Here is a 17,523-nt window from a genome sequence, read left to right on the forward strand (position 1 = left end):
ACCGCGATCCAGACCCGGGTCCAGGCGGTGATCAGAGGCAAAAAGTGTTACCTATGTCATCGGTCCAAAACGTTACCAATGTTTCCGGTTGCTCAGGGCGTCTAACGGCCGTCCCTCTTCCTCCCCCCAGATTTGGGGGGAGGAAGAGGGAGAGTGTGTTGCGCCGTAGGGCGGGCTGGACCGGCCGGAAAATGTACGGTGGCGCACTCATGAAGGGGCGAATTGCGCGTACTGCTTTCGGTTCAGCCGGAGGGCGGCGGAATGGATGCTATTATTTGCCGGTATCGGTGTAGTCGAACCAGTATCCGGAACAAATAGGAAGAAGCTGGCCCCTGTTCCAAAAATTGTATACTAATTTATCCTTGCATTTTATGTTCGGGCAATTAATTGTTCTTGCGTTCATTGGCGGAACATGGCTCGCTATTAGTATTTCCTCGACATCACTTAGGATTGATTGGTTCGTTATAGGGTTTTCATTTTCGTCGCATACGCTCCCAATGTGAATGCTTGGTGAGATTTGATACCAAAAACGTCCACGTTTTTTGAAATGATCCACGCTCCGCAAATTTAGGTTCTTGGTTTGGCCTATGTACAGTAACGAGTCTCGACCAAATACTGGGTGTTGACCATAAATTGCGTAAACAATTAACGAGCCGTCTAAGTCAATGGGTGTCGATTTTATGCTGTAGGCCTCCGCTTCTTCATCGTACTGAAGTTCATGTGGGCCACTCCAGTAAACGTAAAACTCCTCGTACTCTTTCATGTCTTCCTCGCAGACAGGATTATTTTCTGAGAGTAGGGCTATCATATTGGGTGATGGTCTGGCAATTGTCGGGAGTGTTGTTGCTTCACTCTACCGCCCCTCGCGCCACCAGGCCCAGCCGAGGCCGCCCAGGATGGTCAGGAGGGCCAGCCACACCGGCATCAGGCTGGTCTGGTCCACGCCCTGCACCCGGAATGCCCGGTTGTCGCGCAGGCCGATCCAGCCGGAGCCGCTGGCGCTCTGGCTTTCCAGCACGCGGCGCACGGCCGGCATCCCGTCCTCCGACAGCCACGTGACGCCGCCGCCGGTGCCCTCCGCGAGGGCGCGCAGCGGCTCGTCCGTCGCCGTGACGGCGGCGGTTTCCAGCGGGTTCGGCGTGCCGGCGACCGCGACCGTGGTCAGGGTGCCGTCGGTGATGGTGTAGACGCCCGGCGCGTCGGCGGTGAGCGTCGCCAGCGCCCGGCCGTCGCCCTGGTCGAGCAGCGGCAGCGTCGTCTCCGCCCCACGCGGGCCGGTCACGGTCACGCTGTCGGGCATGGCGGCGGGGTCCATGCCCCGGCGGGTGATCTCCAACCGGTCACCGACCATGCGGCCGCGCAGGGCGTCCTCCTCCAGTTCCGGCTCCTTCATAAGCCAATGCGCGGTGCGGCGGAGCAGTTCGGCCTGCGGCCCGCCGCCCTCGAAGCCCTTCGCCCACAGCCACGCCGAATCGCTCAACAGCAGACCCACGCGGCCTTCACCGCTGCGCGACAGCAGCAGCAGCGGCCGGTCCGCCGCGCCCGCCAGCAAGGTCCGCCCGCCGGTGGGCTGCACCTCGATCAGGCGTGCCCAGGGTCCCCACGAGGGGGCGCCGCCCGGCCCATCGGTCAGGCCGGGCAACGCGGCGGTGACGGGGTGGCGGCGGCCGTCCGCCGTTGGATGCGGAATGAACGGGCGCTCGATGGCGGTGCGGGGCAGGGAGACCGGCAAGACGTCGGCCAGCGCGCTGTCGTACAGGCTGATCGGGTCGTTGAACTCGGGGCCTGCGGCCAGCAGCAGCGCGCCACCTTCGCGGACATAGTCGGCCACGTTGGTCAGGTAGTGCAGCGGCACCAGACCGCGCCGGCTGTAGCGGTCGAAGATGATGAGGTCGAAGTTCTGAAGCTGCTCCTCGAACAGCTCCCGGATGGGGAAGGCGATTAGGGCGAGTTCCCGCAACGGCGTGGCGTCGTCCTTGTGCGGTGGCCGCAGGATGGTGAAGTGGACCAGATCAACGTTTGGGTCGGCCTTCAACAGGTTGCGCCAGACACGCTCCCCGGCGTGCGGCTCGCCCGAGATCAGCAGCACGCGCAGGCGGTCGCGCACGCCGTTGACCGTCAGCGCCGCACCGTTGTTGACGGGAGTCAACTCGTCGGGGGCGGCTTCGGCCGACAGTTCGAAGACGTTGTCGCCCGCGTGCTCCAGCGGCAGGGCGACGGTTTCGCGCCGATTGGCGGGCAGGGTGATGGTGCCGTCCGGCTGGCCATCGCGCGTGACGGCGACAGGAACGGGGGTGCCGCCGGGAAGCGCGGGATCCTCCAGGCGGACCGTCGTCTTAACGCTGCGCCCGACGAGCCCGTAGCCGGGCGCGGCGTCCACCACCAGGCGGCGATCGCGTTCGTCGCGCGCGCCGGTCAGGAGGACGTGAAACGGAGCGTCCAGGTTGGCGGCCGAGGCCACCCCGGCGTCGTGCACGCGCCCGTCCGTCAACGCGATGACGCCCGCGCGCCGGCCGGGCGGCACGTCGGCCAGCGCCCGCGTGACCGCGCCCATCAGCCGGGTGCCCTGGTTGGCGCCGCCGTCCGGCACCGGCACCACCCGCACGTCGAGCCGAGGTTGTGTCTCCAGAACGGCCTGGAGGTGTTCCAGCGCCGCGTGTGTGCGCTCCGGCCGATCGCTGAGGCCGTTGGAAAAGCTCTCGTCCACGGCGATCACCGCGACGTCGTTCAGCGGTTCGCGGCGCTCGACCATCCACTGCGGATTCGCCAGCGCGGCGAGCAGGATAGCCCCGGGCAGCAGGCGCACCCAGGCGCCGCGTGCCCGCCGTGCCACCGACACGATGGTCAGGGCGAGCAGGCCGCCCGACAGGATCCAGAGCAGGGCGGGCGGGACCAGCGGCGACAGGACAATGTCGGTCAACTCGGTCATTGGCGGTCGGATCCTTTTCGGCGCGAGCGCGGCACCCGTTTCACATGGGGCTGGTGGGGCCGCCCGCCCAGAGGCTTATCGGACGTCTGCGCGGGTCCGGCATGGCGCGCGGCGCGGCGAGGCGTTAGGGTGCGCCTGGACCCCACAAGCACGACAGGAAGGCGGACACCAATATGACGGTTCTGGTAACCGGCGCGGCCGGATTTATCGGATATCATGTGGCCGGCGCGCTGCTCGCCCAAGGTGAGGCGGTGGTGGGACTCGACAACTTCAACGCCTACTACGACGTCGGCTTGAAGGAGGCGCGGGCGGCCCGGTTGCGGGAGCACGCCGGCTTCACCGAGGTCCGGATGGACCTGACGGAGACCGATCGGGTGCTTGCGGTGATGGCCGAACACCGGCCCCGGCTGGTGGTCCATCTCGCCGCCCAGGCCGGCGTGCGCTACAGCCTGGAGAATCCCCGGGCGTACGTGGACAGCAATCTGCTCGGGTTTTTCACTATCCTGGAGGCCGCGCGCCTCCATCGGCCGGAGCATGTGGTCTTCGCGTCGACCAGTTCGGTCTACGGGGCCAACACCGTCCAGCCGTTCAGTCCGCACCACGGCGCCGATCATCCCATGACCCTGTATGCCGCGACAAAGCGCGCCAACGAGGCCATGGCGCACTCTTATGCGCATCTCTACGGCGTGCCGATGACGGGCCTTCGGTTCTTCACCGTGTACGGCCCGTGGGGCCGGCCCGACATGGCCCTGTTCAAGTTCACCCGCGCCATGCTGGCGGGGGAGCCGATCACGGTGTTCAACAACGGGCAGATGGCCCGGGACTTTACCTACATCGACGACATCGTTACGGGGATCCTGGGCGTGGCGGCGCATCCGCCCGCGCCGCGCCCGGAGACGGCCGGGAGCACGGAGGTGCCGCAGCCGCTGGATCCGGCGTGCAGTCCGGTGGCGCCGTTCGCGGTCCACAACATCGGCAACGGGCAGCCCGTGCCGCTGATGGACTACATTGCGGAGCTGGAGGCGGCGCTTGGCGTGGAGGCCATCAAGGAGATGCTGCCGATGCAGCCGGGCGACGTGCCAGGCACCTGGGCCGACGTCAGCGACCTGAGCGACGCCATTGGGTACGCGCCCTCGACGCCGGTCGCGGTCGGTGTGCGCCGGTTCGTGGAGTGGTATCTGAGCTTCTACGGCGACCCCCGGGCCGCCGGATAGCGCGCCCGCTCAGCCCGGGGCCCGTGTGCGGCCGTCCAGGGTCAAGAGCGGGCCGTACAGCTCCGGCCGGCGGTCGCGCAACAGGCCCCAGCCGGCGCGGAACGGTGCGATCGCCTCCAGGTCGAGCGTTGCGGTCAGGACGGTTTCGCTCACCCGATCGGCCTCCGCCAGCAGGGCGCCGGTGTGGTCGGTGATGAACGATCCGCCGTAGAACGTGACCGAACAGGTCGGGCCGGCTTCCGCGCCGATGCGGTTGGAGGCCACCACGGGCAGGATATTGCTGGCGGCGTGGCCCTGCATCGCGCGGCGCCAGTGCGGCAGCGTGTCCAGGTCCGGCGCGGTCGGTTCGCTGCCGATGGCGGTGGGGTAGAGCATGACCTCCGCTCCCATCAGGGCGCAGGCACGCGCGGCTTCCGGGAACCACTGGTCCCAGCAGATGGCAGCGCCGATGCGCCCCACGGCGGTGTCCCAGACCCGGAACCCGGTGTCGCCGGGGCTGAAGTAGAACTTCTCCTCGTAGCCGGGACCTTGGGGGATGTGGCTCTTGCGGTAGGTCGCGCCGACGGTGCCGTCGGCGTCGATCATCACGAGGCTGTTGTAGTAGGTGCTGTTGGCCCGCTCGAAAAAGGACAGGGGCAGCACGACACCCAACTCGGCGGCCAGGGCGGCAAAACGCGCAATCACAGGGTTGTCGGTTACCGGACGCGCCCGGCTGAACCAGCCCATATCCTGGTCCTTGCAGAAATAGGGCGTTTCGAACAGCTCCTGGAGCAGGATCAGCCTCGCGCCGCGTGCCGCCGCGTCACGGACCAACGCCTCGGCGCGGTCCAGGTTGGCGGCCGGGTCCTCGGAGCAGGCCATCTGCGTGGCGGCGACGGTCAGGCTGCGCATGGGACCTCCCCGCGTTCAGGGTTGGATGGTCAGGACGACCCGGCGGTCACCGCCGCCTTGGCGGCGGCGCGGGCCAGGGCATCGACGCGCTCGTTCTCGGGATGGCCGGCGTGGCCGCGCACCCATTCCCATCGCACCTGATGCGGTGCCAGCGCGGCGTCGAGCCGGCGCCACAGGTCCTCGTTCTTGACCGGGGTCTTGGCAGCCGTCTTCCAGCCCTTGCGCTTCCACCCGGCGATCCATTCCGTGATGCCCTTCATCACATACTGGCTGTCGGTGACGATGCGCACGGGACAGGGCCGTTTCAAGCTCTCCAGGCCCGCGATCACGGCCATCAGTTCCATGCGGTTGTTGGTCGTCCGGCGTTCGCCACCGGACAGTTCACGCTCCTGTCCGCGATAGATCAGCAACGCGCCCCAGCCGCCCGGCCCCGGGTTGCCCGAGCAAGCACCATCGGTGACAAGGGTGACCTCATTCGTCGCGTGTGTCGCGGTCGTCGGGGGGGTATCCTCGGCCATGCGATCACTCCAGCCCATAGGCGCGCGGGTCCTCGACGCTGCGATGGAACCGGAGCTTGTGCAGGTATTCGAGTGGGTCCTTGGGTCGGACCAGCGCGCCCTCGGGCGTGTTCACCCAGTCGTACAGGCGTGTCAGCAGGAAGCGGATCGCCGCGCCCTGCGCGAGCACGGGCAGGGCCGCCATCTCGGCCGGGCTGAGGTCGCGCGCGGCCCGGTAGCCGCTCATCAGGCGGCGGGCCTTGGTCAGGTTGAACTCCCCCCGCGACTCGAAGCACCAGGCGTTCACGCAGACGGCCAGATCGTAGGTCAGGAAGTCCGTGCAGGCGAAATAGAAGTCGATCAACCCGGAGATCTCGTCGCGCAGGAAGAACACGTTGTCGGGGAAGAGGTCGGCGTGGATCACCCCGGTCGGCAGCGTGTCCGGGAACCGGGCCTCCAGATCGCGCAGGGCCGTGTCCAGTTCCTCGGCGAGCCCCGGATGCACACGGTCCGCGTGGTCGGCGCATTGGGCGAACAGCGGCCGCCAGTCTGCAAGGCCGAGTGTGTTCCGCCGCGTCATGGCGAAGTCGCGTCCGGCGTCGTGCAGGTGCGCCAGCGCGGTGCCCAACCGGTCGCAGTGATGCGCCGTGATCCGACGCGGCCACATGCCGGGCAGGAAGGCGATCAGCGCGGCGGGACGGCCGGCGAGTTCACGCAGGCTTTCCCCGTCGCGGCCCCGGATGGGGGTGGGGCAGGGGATGTCCCGGCTGGCGAGGTGATCCATCAGGCCCAGGAAGAACGGAAGATCGCCCCGCGCCACGCGCTTTTCGTACAGGGTGAGGATCAACGGGCCCGTGTCGGTCGTCACCAGAAAGTTGGAGTTCTCGACGCCTTCGGCGATGCCCTTGCAGGACAGCGCGCGGCCGACGTCGTATTGCTCAAGGAAGCGGTCGAGGTCGCCGTCGGTGACTTCCGTGTAAACGGCCATGGGACGGGCACAGGCTCCGGTGCGAGGAAACGGGGGCATGACTGGGCATGCCGTAGGGCACGCAGGCGCCGCATTTTCGGGGCAGACGATGCCGTACGGGGCGGCTATGGTGGGCACCGAGTTCGGCGATCGTGTCCGCGCGTTGTAGCCGATCCGCGGCCCGGACGCCACTCCCGGGCCATCCCGTTCCCGAGCCCGCGCAGACCGGGAGGCCGCCACCATGCGCGAGACCGAACCGACGTCGCCAGGCCACCCGTTCGATGTGCCCCGGGCCGTTGGTCGGGGCACTCGGTGGGGGCCGTCGGCGGGCGCCGTTCCGGGTGCGGGCTCGACCGCGTCGCCACGGGTGTCATCCCGTGGCCGTTCCCACCGTTTCCGTCTTATGACCCTGGTTCCGGATATCGCCCCCATGGCTGTTGCTCGCTCCGTCTCACCGCGTGTGCCGTTCCGGCTGACGCCTCTCGTCCTCGGTCTTCTTCCCGGTCTTCTGGCGGGGTGCTCCGGTGCGTTCGAGCAGGCCGAGCAACGACCGTGTCCGCCCGTGCGCCTGGAGGCGACGACGGCGACGCTGACGGCGTTCCGGCCCGGTCCGGGGCGCGACCTGACGGATGTGGAGCTTGAGGCCGAACTGGCGGGCTATAGGGGCGAGTGCCAGTACGACGACGATGACGGTACGGTCACGGTCGATCTGGCGCTGGACATCACGGCGTCGCTGGGCCCGGCCGCGACAGAGCGCACACAGACGCTGCGCTACTTCGTCGCGTTGCCCCGGTTCTATCCCAACGAGCGTGGCAAGCAGGTGTTCGAGAGCACCCTGGCCTTTCCGGCGAACATGGACCGGGTGCGCTATGTCGGCGAGGAACTGAGCATCGAGGTGCCCATGGATCCGGACGACAGCGCCCTAGACTACCCGATCTACATCGGCTTCCAGCTCACGCCGGAGCAGGTGGAATTCAACCGGTCGCAGCGCCAGACCCGGCCGTAACCCTGGTGGCGGTCCAGCGTCGCTCGATCGCGTCCCACAGCGGCCCCTCCAGGCGCGGGCCGCCCAGGCGTGCGACCTCCTGAAGGCCGGTGGGCGAGGTCACGTTGATTTCCGTCAGGTAGCCGCCGATCACGTCGATGCCCACGAAGATCAGGCCCCGGTCCCGCAACTCCGGCCCGATCGCGGCGCAGATCTCTCGGTCGCGCGGGCTGAGATCGGTGACTACGGGCCGTCCGCCGACGTGCATGTTGGAGCGCGCCTCGCCGTCCGCGGGGATGCGGTTGATGGCGCCCATGGCCTCGCCGTCCACCAGGATGATGCGCTTGTCGCCCTCCCGGATCTCGGGCAGGTACCGCTGCACCATCAGGGGCTCGCGCGAGATGGATCCGAACATCTCCAGTAGGGCGCCCAGGTTCTCGTCCCCGGGCTTGAGGTGGAATACGCCGGCGCCGCCGTTGCCGAACAGCGGCTTGACGATGATGTCCTTGTGATCCTCCCGGAACGCCTTGATCGCGTCGACGTCCGCGCTGATGAGCGTCGGCGGCATCAACTCCGGCCAACGGCAGACGAACAGCTTTTCCGGGGCGTTGCGCACCTCGCTCGGGGTGTTGACCACCAGCGTGTCCGGATGAATGTGATCCAGAAGGTGCGTCGCCGTGATGTAGCTCATGTCGAACGGCGGGTCCTGACGCATCAGCACCACGTCCACCGTCGACAGGTCGAGACCCTCGTCCGGGCCGAGCGTGAAATGATCCCCCGCCACCCTGCGCACGGTGAGCGGGCGTGCCCGCGCCATCACCCGGCCGTCGCGGAAACTCAGGTCACGAGGGCCGTAGTGCCACAGGCGATGGCCGCGCGCCTGGGCTTCCAGGGCGAGCACGAAGGTGCTGTCGGCCTCGATGTTGATGGTGTCGATCGGGTCCATCTGGATGGCGACGGACAGGGACATGGGCGGGGATCTCCGGAGGTGGGGGCGGGATCGTAGCGGGGCCGGGCGCGGCTGTCATCCCGACTCGCCGGCGGGCGTGGACGTTGCCGTGGGTGTCGGCTTGGCGCTGGCCTTCTCGACCCAGCCGCCGGAGTCGCTCTGCTGCCAGTAATGCAATTCGTGGCCGGCGTCGCGGCCGGTGCGCCAGCGGTCGCGGGCCGCCTGCACGGCCTCGGAATCCTGGCCGTCGAACAGGTCCAGCACGCGGTCCCAGGCGCTGGCATCGGTGACCGTCATGCCTTCGGTCAGAACGGCCAGGGTGGCGCCGTTGGGGCGCTCCTCCCGGTCGCTGATCCAGATCGGCTGATGCTCGGCATAGCCCTCGTCGCGGCAGCCGTGCGGCAGCCAGGCGTTGGCGTCAAACGTCCATAGCAGGGAGTTCAGCGCCCGGACCCGGTCCATCGACCCCGCAAGCACGAGCACGCGCGCCTCCGTCTGGTAGGCGCGCGTCAGAAGCCGGGGCAGGGCCCGTTCCAGGGGCCACTGGAGGAGATGATAAAAGTCCACCCGCGTCATGCTGTCTCGGACTCCAAACGCCCCGATCCGCGAGGGATCGGGGCCGCTCGGGAGGGCTGCCTCCGCACCAGTGCCGGGTCACGTGATCGATCTGGATCACACGAAGGACTCAGATCGATCACGATCGGCTCTTAGTCGAGCTTGAGAGCCAGGAACGACATGGAGCCGTCCCGCTGCACCATCACAAGCACCGAACTCCGGCCGCTGTCACGCGCCGCGTCCAGGGCGTCGCGCACCTCGTCCGGTGTGCTCACCGGCCGCTGGTTGACCTCGACGATGACATGGCCGGGGCGCAACCCCTTGCGGGCGGCGTCGGTGTCGGCGTTGACGTCGGTAATGACCACGCCGGTGGTGTCCTCGGGCAGGTCGAACTCACTGGCGAGCTCTGCCGTGACCGAGCGGATGGTTAGACCCAGCACCTGCACGCCGGTGCTTTCGGGCGCCGCGCCGCCGGGCCCGCCGGGCTGCGACGGGTCGGAGGCCAGCAGGCCCGACTCCTCGGCTTCTTCCAGTTCGCCGAGCTTCACCTCGACCGTCTGCTTGGAGCCGTCGCGCCAAACCTCGACCGGCACCGTCGACCCAACCTCGGTCTCGGCGACGATGCGCGGCAGTTGGCGCATTTCATCGATGGCGCGGTCGTTGAACGACAGGATGACGTCACCCGCGATCACGCCGGCGTCCCGCGCCGGGCCGCCCTCGGTCACCGAGGCCACCAGGGCGCCATGCGCGCTGTCCAGGCCGAGGCTTTCGGCGATTTCTGGCGTCACGCTCTGGATGCGCACGCCCAGCCAGCCGCGCCGGGTCCGGCCGTATTCCTTCAGATCGTGGATGACCTGCTTTGCCAAGTTGGCCGGAACGGCGAAGCCGATGCCGATGCTGCCGCCGGAGGGGCTGAAGATCGCGGTGTTGATGCCGATCACGTCGCCGTCCATGTCGAACAGCGGGCCGCCCGAGTTGCCCCGGTTGATCGCGGCATCGGTCTGAATGAAGTTGTCGTACGGGCCGGCCTGGATGTCCCGGGCTCGCGCCGAAATGATGCCGGCGGTGACCGATCCTCCAAGGCCGAACGGGTTGCCGATCGCCATCACCCAGTCGCCGACACGCGAGGCGTCGGAGTCACCCCAGCCCACGGCCGGCAGTGGCGTGTCGGAGTCGACCTTAAGCAAGGCGATATCGGTCTTGGTGTCGCGCCCGACGATCTCGGCCTTCAGGGCGGTGTCGTCGCTGAGCGTGACCGTGACCTCGTCGGCGTCGGCGATGACGTGGTTGTTCGTTACAATGTAACCGGATTGGTCGACGATGAATCCGGAGCCCAGCGAGGTGGCCTGACGGGGACCTGGGGTCGGGCGGCCGCCGTGGCGATCGAAGAACTCGTCAAAGAAATCGCGGAAGGGCGAGCCCTCCGGAAAATTCGGGACGGACGGTGCATGCTCGGCGTCGACCGTCTGTGTGGTGGAAATATTGACGACCGCCGGCAGCAGACGCGCAGCCATGTCGGCGAAGCTGTCCGGCGCCGGGCGGGCCTGGGCTGCAACCGGCGCGGCGATCGACGACAGCAGGACTGCCAGCGCCACAAGGACACTGACCGTCCAGACCGCCACCGCACGTTGTGTGTGGGGCGCGGCGGCGGCCCGGGCGGGGGTTGACTTCTGTATGAAGCGAGACACGAGGATACCTCCCGGTATGCTTTGAGGCCGGGCACCCGGGACGGCGTACCGGCCTCGGATCCCTGGTCCATGTCGGTGGTCGGCCGGAGCCGGGCACGAGACGTCGCCCGCCGCTGATGTAGGCCGCACAGTGGGCCCGATCAAGCGAATGCGGGAAACCACTCTGGTGCAGAGGGTGGTGCGTCGCGCGTCGCCCGGCGACCGGCCCGACCATGAACCGGCTACTAATTCGGGGGAGAAATGCGGCAAATTCAGGGAGTTTGCATGAAATCTCCGTCAGGGTCTGGAAACCTTGGCTGGTCTCGCGCAGGCTCTCGTATCAAGCAGCCCGTCGGGCTTGGCGGCAACCCCTTGACGGATCGAAGGGAACGCGACCATGGAAACTCTCTCTGAAAACCGGTGCTGCGGCGGCGTGCAGGGCGTGTATCGCCATGAGTCCACGGTGACGGGGACCCCCATGCAGTTCTCGGTGTATCGCCCGCCTCAGGCCGCCACGGGGGCGGGGCCCGTGCCCGTGCTGTGGTGGCTCTCTGGCCTGACCTGCACCGAGGAGAACTTCACGACCAAGGCGGGCGCGCAGCGTTATGCGGCTCAACACGGTTTGGTGGTGGTTGCGCCCGATACGAGCCCGCGCGGGCTGGATCTGCCGGGCGAGCACGACACCTACGACTTCGGCAGTGGCGCTGGATTCTATGTGGATGCCACGCAGGAGCCATGGTCGCGCCATTACCGCATGCACAGCTATATCACCGAGGAACTGCCCGTGGTGATCGGGGAACACTTTTCGGTCGATATGACGCGACAGGGTATTTTTGGCCACTCGATGGGTGGGCATGGCGCGCTGGTGCTGGCGCTGCGCCATCCGGCCCGGTATCGGTCGGTGTCGGCGTTCGCGCCCATCGTCGCGCCGTCCCGCGTGCCCTGGGGCGAGAAGGCGTTCACGGGCTACCTTGGTGAGGACCGCGCGGCCTGGGCCAATTACGACGCCACGGCGCTGGTCGCCGATTCGGATTGGCGGACCCCCATCCTTATCGATCAGGGCGACGCCGATACCTTTCTGGGGACCCAGCTCACGCCTGAGCTGTTCGTCGAGGCCGCCCAGACCGCCGGTGTGCCGGTGACGCTGCGTATGCAGCCGGGCTACGACCACAGCTACTATTTCATGGCGACGTTCATGGGTGAACACATCGCGCACCACGCCCGTCTTCTGGCGATCTGAGGGCGGGCGTTCTTGCCGGTTGAGGGGGTGTGGGGCGTTACCGATAGGGATTGTCAGTGTGTTCCAGATATCCCTGGACGTAACGATCCACGCCATCTTCGAGCGATGTAAAGGGTTGATTGTAGCCGGCGGCACGCAAGCGGGTCATGTCCGCCTGGGTGAAGTACTGGTACTTGTCGCGTATGGCCTCCGGCGTATCGCGCCATGCGATGGCCGGCTCTCGACCGAGCGTGCGGTAGACCGCGGAGGCGAGGTCCAGGAAGCTGCGTGCCTGACCCGTGCCCAGGTTGAACAGCCCACTGACCTTGCGCGAGGCCAGCAGCCACAACACCACGTCCACCACGTCCCCAACCCAGATAAAGTCGCGCGACTGGCCGCCGTCCGGCACGTCCGGCCGATGCGACCGGAACAAGGGGAAAGCCTCGCCCTGGCGGGCCACAGGGTGGACCTGCGCGACCACGCTCATCTGACCGGTCTTGTGGTATTCGTTTGGGCCGTAGACATTGAAGAACTTCAGGCCGACCCATTGTGGTGGCGCCGCGCGCCCGGCGTTGATGTCGTTGCGGATGCGCAGGTCGAACAGATGCTTCGACCAGCCGTAGGGGTTCAACGGCCGCAGCCGTGACATGGCGTCGAGGGAAAAGTCATCCTCGAACCCGGCCGTTCCGTCGCCGTAGGTCGCGGCCGAACTCGCGTACAGCAGGCGTGTCTGATGCCGGGCGCACCAGCGCCAAAGGTCGACCGACAGGCGGAAGTTGTTGGCGAGGATTCGGTCGACATCGGTCTCGGTCGTGGCCGAGATCGCCCCCATGTGGATGATCGCCTCGATGGCGCCACGATGGTGATCCAGATAGTCGGGCAGATCCTCTGGCTGCACGATATCGTGCACCGCCCGGCCGGCGATGTTGCGCCACTTGTTGCCGTCACGCAGCCGGTCGGAGACCACGATGGGACCAAGGCCCCGGGCCTCCATGCCCGCAACGATGTTCGACCCGATGAATCCGGCACCGCCGGTGACGATATACATCCGGTTACAAGGCCGGTGGGACGCGCTGTTGTCAAGAGCCCGTCCGGTCCCCATAGTCAGAACGGTGTCTTGTCGCCGCTGCGTGGGTGGCGGGGACCATAGTAATATGTCATATCAACGTGTTCGCGATGCGGACGTGCGTCGCGCACAGATTCGCGGTTGGAAAAGGAGAGGTCACGATGTCCGGCGGTGGTCCGAAGGTTTTTGACGATCTGAGCCGCCTTGCGGGTGGTGCCCTCGGCGCGTTGGGCGGGCTGCGCAGCGAAATCGAGGAGATGGTGCGCCAGCGGGTGGAGCGCATGGCAAATGAACTGGACCTCGTGACGCGCGAGGATTTCGAGATCGCGCGCGAGATGGCCGCCGAGGCCCGAGCCGAGAACGAGGAACTGGTGGCTCGCGTGACGGCGCTGGAAGAGCAGGTGGCCCAGGTGTCGAAAAGCGGAAGCTCCGCAAAGTCGGGCGGAGCCAAGAGCGCCCGGCGCAAGGCCGCCGGGTCCGACGACGATACCGACACCGCCGACTGACCGGCAGGTAGATATCATGCTGCATCTGGACGCCGACGCCGTCGAGCGCGCCCTGTCGCCGCGCGCCCTGGTGGACGCCTTGCGTACCATGTTCCGCGAGGGCGCCGAGGCTCCGCTCCGCCATCACCACACGCTGCCCTCGCGGGATGATGAACGTCCCGGGACGCTGTTGCTGATGCCGGCCTGGCAGGCGGCGGGGCAGGGGTATGTCGGCGTGAAGGTCGCGACCGTCTTCCCCGACAATCCGGCCCAACGCGACCTGTCGGCGGTCACGGGGGTGTATTACCTCGCGGAGGGGGGCAGCGGACGCCCGCTGGCCCTGCTGGACGGCACCCTCCTGACCCGGTTGCGCACGGCCGCGGCGTCGGCGCTGGGTGCGGATCTTCTGGCGCGGCCCGACGCCCGCACGCTGCTGATGGTGGGCACGGGGGCCCTGGCGCCGCACTTCATCCGCCACCATGCGGCGGTGCGTCCCTACACCCGCGTGCTCGTGTGGGGGCGCGATCCGGCCAAGGCCCGGGCGGTCGCCACGGCGGTGAGTCCGGATCTGCCGGATGGCACGGTGGTGGAGCCGGTCGCCGATCTGGCCGAGGGTATCGCCGTCGCCGATGTGATTTCCTGCGCGACCTCGTCCAGCGCACCGGTGGTACCGGGTGCGCTGTTGCGGCCCGGTCAGCATCTCGACATGGCAGGCGGCTTCACGCCGTTGATGCGCGAGACCGACGACGAGGCCATGCGGCGCGGGCGGGTGTTCGTGGACACCGACGGTGCCCTGGTCGAGTGTGGCGATCTCGTCGATCCCCTGAAGGCGGGGGCCATCACCCGCGCCGACATTCAGGGGGATCTGTTCCAGCTCTGCCGGGGGGAACGCCCGGGGCGGGGCGGTCCGGAGGAGATCACCGTGTTCAAGTCCGTCGGAACGGCGCTGGAAGATCTCGCCGCGGCGGCGTTCGCCTACGAACGGGCTACCGGAATCGCCTGACGACCGCACGTGCCATCCTGTCCGGGTTGTCCAGGCCTCCCTGGATGCGTTTGGTCTGGCTCGTCGTGCTCGGATGTCTCATGATGCCCCTGTTAATCTTGTGGAAAAGGGGGCTTTGGCATGGCCGTTCCGACACACACCCGGAAAAAGGTCGAGATGTTTGTCGAGCGCCCGCTGCTCAAGCGGGTGCTGGAGGTCGTCAAGACCAGCGGCGCGCGGCGCTACACCGTCGTTCCAGCGCTGGAGGGGCGCGGCCTGGACGGGGCGTGGAATGAAGGCCTGCCCGTGGATGGCCAGCACATGGTGCAGGTCGTCGTTCTGACCAACGAGGCCAAGGCTGACGCGATTCTGGAGGGTATGGAGACCCTCCTGCAGACTTGGCCCGGCGTGGTGTGCGTTTCGGACATTCAGGTGATGCGGCCTGAACGCTTTAGCTAGGCCCGTCCAGCGGCGGGTCGCCGAAGAGAGGGTGGCGCACGTCGTCGCCCACCTCGATCCCGAGCAGGCGGCAGGTGCCCGCCTTCACCTCCAGGGCCGCGCGGATCGGGCCATCGGCCATGATAGTGCGCTCTGAAAGCGGGGTGGTGTCGGCGGCGATCGACCAAACGCGCCCGTCCCGCTCCAGGAACAGGATATCGAGCGGGATGTAGGTGTTCTTCATCCACATCGCGCGCGATCCCACGCCGCGATAGTCGAACAGCATGCCGTGATCGGCCGCCATGTCCCGCCGGTACATGAGTCCGCGTGCGCGCTGTTTTGGGGTGCGCGCCACCTCGACCGTGAACGGATAGCGGCGCCCGTCGTGGGTCACAATGGCGAGGCGATCGGTCTCGAACGCCACCGGCTCCTGTGCCTGGGCCGGCCAGGGTTGGGCCGCAACCGCCAGTCCGACAATGCCGACGCCCGCCCCCGTGAGCAGGGCGCGGCGGGACAGCAGGGCGGGCATGGGTGGCGGGGCGACGGACATAGGAACCTCCGGTTTCGACAGGACGGGGCGACCTCTTTTATACTGTCCATCTTGGGATACGGCACAAGGGTGGGATGGAATGGGCCAAGGCACAGACGGTGCGGACCCGACGCGGCTGTTCTACTTCGCGTACGGATCGAACCTCAGCCTGGACCGCATGGCGCTGCGGTGTCCGGCCGCTCGACCCATGTGGGGCATCCGCATTCCGGGGTGGCAGCTGCGCTTTGAGCGCGTGGCCACCATGGTGCCGGTGCCCGGGGCATGGCTGTGCGGCGGGATTTATGTTCTGACGCCGGCCTGTGTGGCGATGCTGGATCGGATCGAGGGCGTGGCGGAGGGGCGCTACCGCCGCCACAGGCTTCGTCTGGTGCCGTTCCTGCATGGTCTGGTTGAGGCGCTCACGTACATCAAGATCGATGCACGGAGCGGACCGCCCACGCCCGCCTATCTGGCGCATCTGGAGGCCGGGTACCGCGATTGGGGCTTTGAATCGGCTGCGCTCTGGGCGGCGACGCGGGAGGCCCGGCCGGAGCTGGCGGCTGGGGTCCGTGGTCCTGTGTCGTAACACGGTGCGATGGCCCGGCCGGCCGGTCGGTCACCCCAGCCGCGAGGGAGCTATGCGACGGCTGCACGACAACCCTGTCATTCGTGCGCTGGCGAGAGCAGCTCCACTTCCGTACACTCAACCTCGTTATTAGGCAAACGACGGTGGACCGGTGCGTTGCCGATTGGCGGGTCAGTATTGATCGACTGAGAGTTGTATGGTTGTGATGAAGGCGGGGCCGTGGCCCGGCCGTCCCTGATATCCCTGATGTAATACTGCCCTGTTGTTCAGTACCCCGGCCGTTCTGGCCGGGGTTTTTCTTCGGGTCTTCGGGATGTGCGATCATGGTGGCCCGCCGGGGCCCATCGACGGTGCACGGACAACGCCGTGCGGGTCGGGGCGCCACGATGAGAACCGTGACGATGAAGGCGATCAAAAGGATGAAAAGTATCAGGGGAGATACTGAGAACATGACGGGCCGAGATGAACTCGGCCGTCACGTTTATCTCGCTCGAACCGTCGGATCCAGCGAGCCCCTCGTGTTGTCGATGGGATGAGAGCGCCGTAACGTTTCTCATCCATTCCGCACAACCCGATTGGGGTTCCCTCCCTAAACTTGGGCTGACAAAGGCCGCATCGCCCGTGTCCCCTTTTTGTCACGGGTGACCGTACGGAAATTGGCTGCGGGAGTCACGCCATTTTTTTGCCCATGTTATGCTATGTTATTAGGCAGAAGCAGAGAAATCGCAATTACGCCCAAAGTATAGGCGACGCGGACGACGCCAGCATTCGGTCGGTGCCGATCGTGTTTGTCGTGTATTGATCGTGGCGTGTCATGGGACTGTAACAATCAAACTCCGGTTGTGTCACGCGGTCGTCGTTTACCGACTATCAGGATATGGTTGGCACACTTGCCGAGCCCCGGGGCGGGTGCTTGGATGGGTTGGTAGGGGTTACAAAGGTTGAGGAAAGGCTTGGGCGGATTGGGATGATGGCATCAGGTCGAGCGCGTGCACGGCGGATTCGGTTCGGAGTCGGGGTCGGGCGATTCGTCCGCGCCGTGGGTGTCGCGCTCGCCGGCTTCGTCTTCGTTCTGGGTCTGGCCCCACCCCTCGTGGCATCGGGCCGAGACGCGGCCGCCCAGGCGCCGGAACCGTGGCCGGAGGAGCCGCCGCCGGTCGTGGCGGTCGATGCCGCGACGTGTCGCCAGCTTGTGCGCCATGTGCCCGATCCGGATGTAACCTACCAGCCGGGCGTGGATGTCCGGGGCCGGACCGTGGCGCCCGCGGACCTTCAGGACTATTCGGGGTTCGATGCCATGATACCCGATACGGTCACCTTCCATATTGTGCTCGATCCGTTCGAGCGCACCGGGGTGGTGCCGCCGCAGGGCATCGAAAGCCCTGGAACGGTGCTGGGCACGGTCGGCTACGATCTCAACCGGGGGACCTTCACCGTCAACGGTCGTCCGCTGACCACGGGGGAGCAGGACACCCTCGCGCGGGCCTGCGTAACGCGGCTCTCGGGGGTGGCCCCGGGCGGCGGTCCGGAGCGACCGCCGGAGTGAAGGCGGATACCTGTGACG

The 17,523-nt window shown here is 67.1% G+C and carries 17 protein-coding genes; 8 read left to right on the forward strand and 9 right to left on the reverse strand.

Going from position 1 to position 17,523, the window contains the following annotated elements; translation table 11 throughout:
• Positions 1–853: 853 nt before the first annotated feature.
• Positions 854–2,929: a hypothetical protein gene (locus GGD82_RS00005; protein WP_150060796.1), complete on the reverse strand. Its 2,076-nt coding sequence runs from the start codon at positions 2,927–2,929 to the stop codon at positions 854–856.
• A 173-nt stretch (positions 2,930–3,102) separates the two neighbouring features.
• Here GGD82_RS00005 and GGD82_RS00010 point away from each other — a divergent pair, with 173 nt between their 5' ends.
• Positions 3,103–4,143 carry an NAD-dependent epimerase gene (locus tag GGD82_RS00010; protein ID WP_150060795.1) on the forward strand — a complete coding sequence of 347 codons (1,041 nt, stop codon included), beginning with the start codon at positions 3,103–3,105 and terminating at the stop codon, positions 4,141–4,143.
• 9 nt (positions 4,144–4,152) lie between these two features.
• Here the strand turns inward: GGD82_RS00010 and aguB are convergent, their stop codons facing one another.
• From aguB to GGD82_RS00025, 3 genes are read right to left on the reverse strand one after another with little or no spacing between them, the layout of a single operon-like run.
• A complete protein-coding gene (aguB, locus tag GGD82_RS00015) occupies positions 4,153–5,034 on the reverse strand; it encodes an N-carbamoylputrescine amidase (RefSeq protein WP_150060794.1) in 882 nt (293 codons plus the stop codon).
• A gap of 29 nt (positions 5,035–5,063) precedes the next feature.
• Entirely contained in the window at positions 5,064–5,552 is a 489-nt protein-coding gene (gene rnhA, locus GGD82_RS00020) for a ribonuclease HI (protein ID WP_150060793.1), read from the reverse strand.
• 4 nt (positions 5,553–5,556) lie between these two features.
• Complete coding sequence (locus GGD82_RS00025; RefSeq protein ID WP_150060840.1) at positions 5,557–6,519, reverse strand: homoserine kinase; 963 nt, start codon at positions 6,517–6,519, stop codon at positions 5,557–5,559.
• Between the two features lie 409 nt (positions 6,520–6,928).
• Here GGD82_RS00025 and GGD82_RS00030 point away from each other — a divergent pair, with 409 nt between their 5' ends.
• On the forward strand, positions 6,929–7,504 hold the full coding sequence (locus GGD82_RS00030; protein WP_150060792.1) for a hypothetical protein: 576 nt from the start codon (positions 6,929–6,931) through the stop codon (positions 7,502–7,504).
• Here the strand turns inward: GGD82_RS00030 and gshB are convergent.
• The 3 genes from gshB to GGD82_RS00045 all read right to left on the reverse strand — a co-directional run bounded on the left by gshB (position 7,473) and on the right by GGD82_RS00045 (position 10,675).
• Positions 7,473–8,453 carry a glutathione synthase gene (gshB, locus tag GGD82_RS00035; protein ID WP_150060791.1) on the reverse strand — a complete coding sequence of 327 codons (981 nt, stop codon included), beginning with the start codon at positions 8,451–8,453 and terminating at the stop codon, positions 7,473–7,475. The two genes, GGD82_RS00030 and gshB, sit on opposite strands and share 32 nt — an antisense overlap.
• A gap of 54 nt (positions 8,454–8,507) precedes the next feature.
• Entirely contained in the window at positions 8,508–9,008 is a 501-nt protein-coding gene (locus GGD82_RS00040; protein ID WP_150060790.1) for a DNA polymerase III subunit chi, read from the reverse strand.
• Positions 9,009–9,139: 131 nt separating this feature from the next.
• Entirely contained in the window at positions 9,140–10,675 is a 1,536-nt protein-coding gene (locus GGD82_RS00045; RefSeq protein WP_246163683.1) for a DegQ family serine endoprotease, read from the reverse strand.
• Positions 10,676–11,051: 376 nt separating this feature from the next.
• On the opposite strand from GGD82_RS00045, the gene fghA reads away from it, so the two are divergent.
• Positions 11,052–11,894 (forward strand): S-formylglutathione hydrolase, encoded by an 843-nt coding sequence (gene fghA / locus GGD82_RS00050; RefSeq protein ID WP_150060789.1) that lies wholly within the window; start codon positions 11,052–11,054, stop codon positions 11,892–11,894.
• A gap of 37 nt (positions 11,895–11,931) precedes the next feature.
• Here the strand turns inward: fghA and rfaD are convergent, their stop codons facing one another.
• Complete coding sequence (rfaD, locus tag GGD82_RS00055; protein ID WP_150060788.1) at positions 11,932–12,921, reverse strand: ADP-glyceromanno-heptose 6-epimerase; 990 nt, start codon at positions 12,919–12,921, stop codon at positions 11,932–11,934.
• Between the two features lie 179 nt (positions 12,922–13,100).
• On the opposite strand from rfaD, the gene GGD82_RS00060 reads away from it, so the two are divergent.
• The 3 genes from GGD82_RS00060 to GGD82_RS00070 all read left to right on the forward strand — a co-directional run bounded on the left by GGD82_RS00060 (position 13,101) and on the right by GGD82_RS00070 (position 14,865).
• Positions 13,101–13,445 carry an accessory factor UbiK family protein gene (locus GGD82_RS00060; protein WP_150060787.1) on the forward strand — a complete coding sequence of 115 codons (345 nt, stop codon included), beginning with the start codon at positions 13,101–13,103 and terminating at the stop codon, positions 13,443–13,445.
• Positions 13,446–13,461: 16 nt separating this feature from the next.
• Complete coding sequence (lhpI, locus tag GGD82_RS00065; protein ID WP_150060786.1) at positions 13,462–14,427, forward strand: bifunctional Delta(1)-pyrroline-2-carboxylate/Delta(1)-piperideine-2-carboxylate reductase; 966 nt, start codon at positions 13,462–13,464, stop codon at positions 14,425–14,427.
• A gap of 120 nt (positions 14,428–14,547) precedes the next feature.
• Positions 14,548–14,865, forward strand: a complete 318-nt coding sequence (locus GGD82_RS00070) for a P-II family nitrogen regulator (protein ID WP_150060785.1) — start codon at positions 14,548–14,550, stop codon at positions 14,863–14,865.
• On the opposite strand, the gene GGD82_RS00075 is transcribed toward GGD82_RS00070, so the two are convergent.
• Positions 14,858–15,394, reverse strand: a complete 537-nt coding sequence (locus tag GGD82_RS00075; protein ID WP_211364677.1) for a DUF192 domain-containing protein — start codon at positions 15,392–15,394, stop codon at positions 14,858–14,860. The genes GGD82_RS00070 and GGD82_RS00075 overlap by 8 nt on opposite strands.
• A 79-nt stretch (positions 15,395–15,473) precedes the next feature.
• Between GGD82_RS00075 and GGD82_RS00080 the strand changes: the two genes are divergently transcribed.
• Together GGD82_RS00080 and GGD82_RS00085 are read left to right on the forward strand one after the other, a co-directional pair.
• Positions 15,474–15,959: a gamma-glutamylcyclotransferase family protein gene (locus GGD82_RS00080; protein ID WP_170284126.1), complete on the forward strand. Its 486-nt coding sequence runs from the start codon at positions 15,474–15,476 to the stop codon at positions 15,957–15,959.
• 1,039 nt (positions 15,960–16,998) lie between these two features.
• Entirely contained in the window at positions 16,999–17,505 is a 507-nt protein-coding gene (locus tag GGD82_RS00085; protein ID WP_150060782.1) for a hypothetical protein, read from the forward strand.
• The last annotated feature ends 18 nt before the right edge of the window (positions 17,506–17,523 follow it).

The organism is Roseospira marina (assembly GCF_014197855.1).
In the GTDB taxonomy this organism is placed as follows: Bacteria; Pseudomonadota; Alphaproteobacteria; order Rhodospirillales; family Rhodospirillaceae; genus Rhodospira; species Rhodospira marina.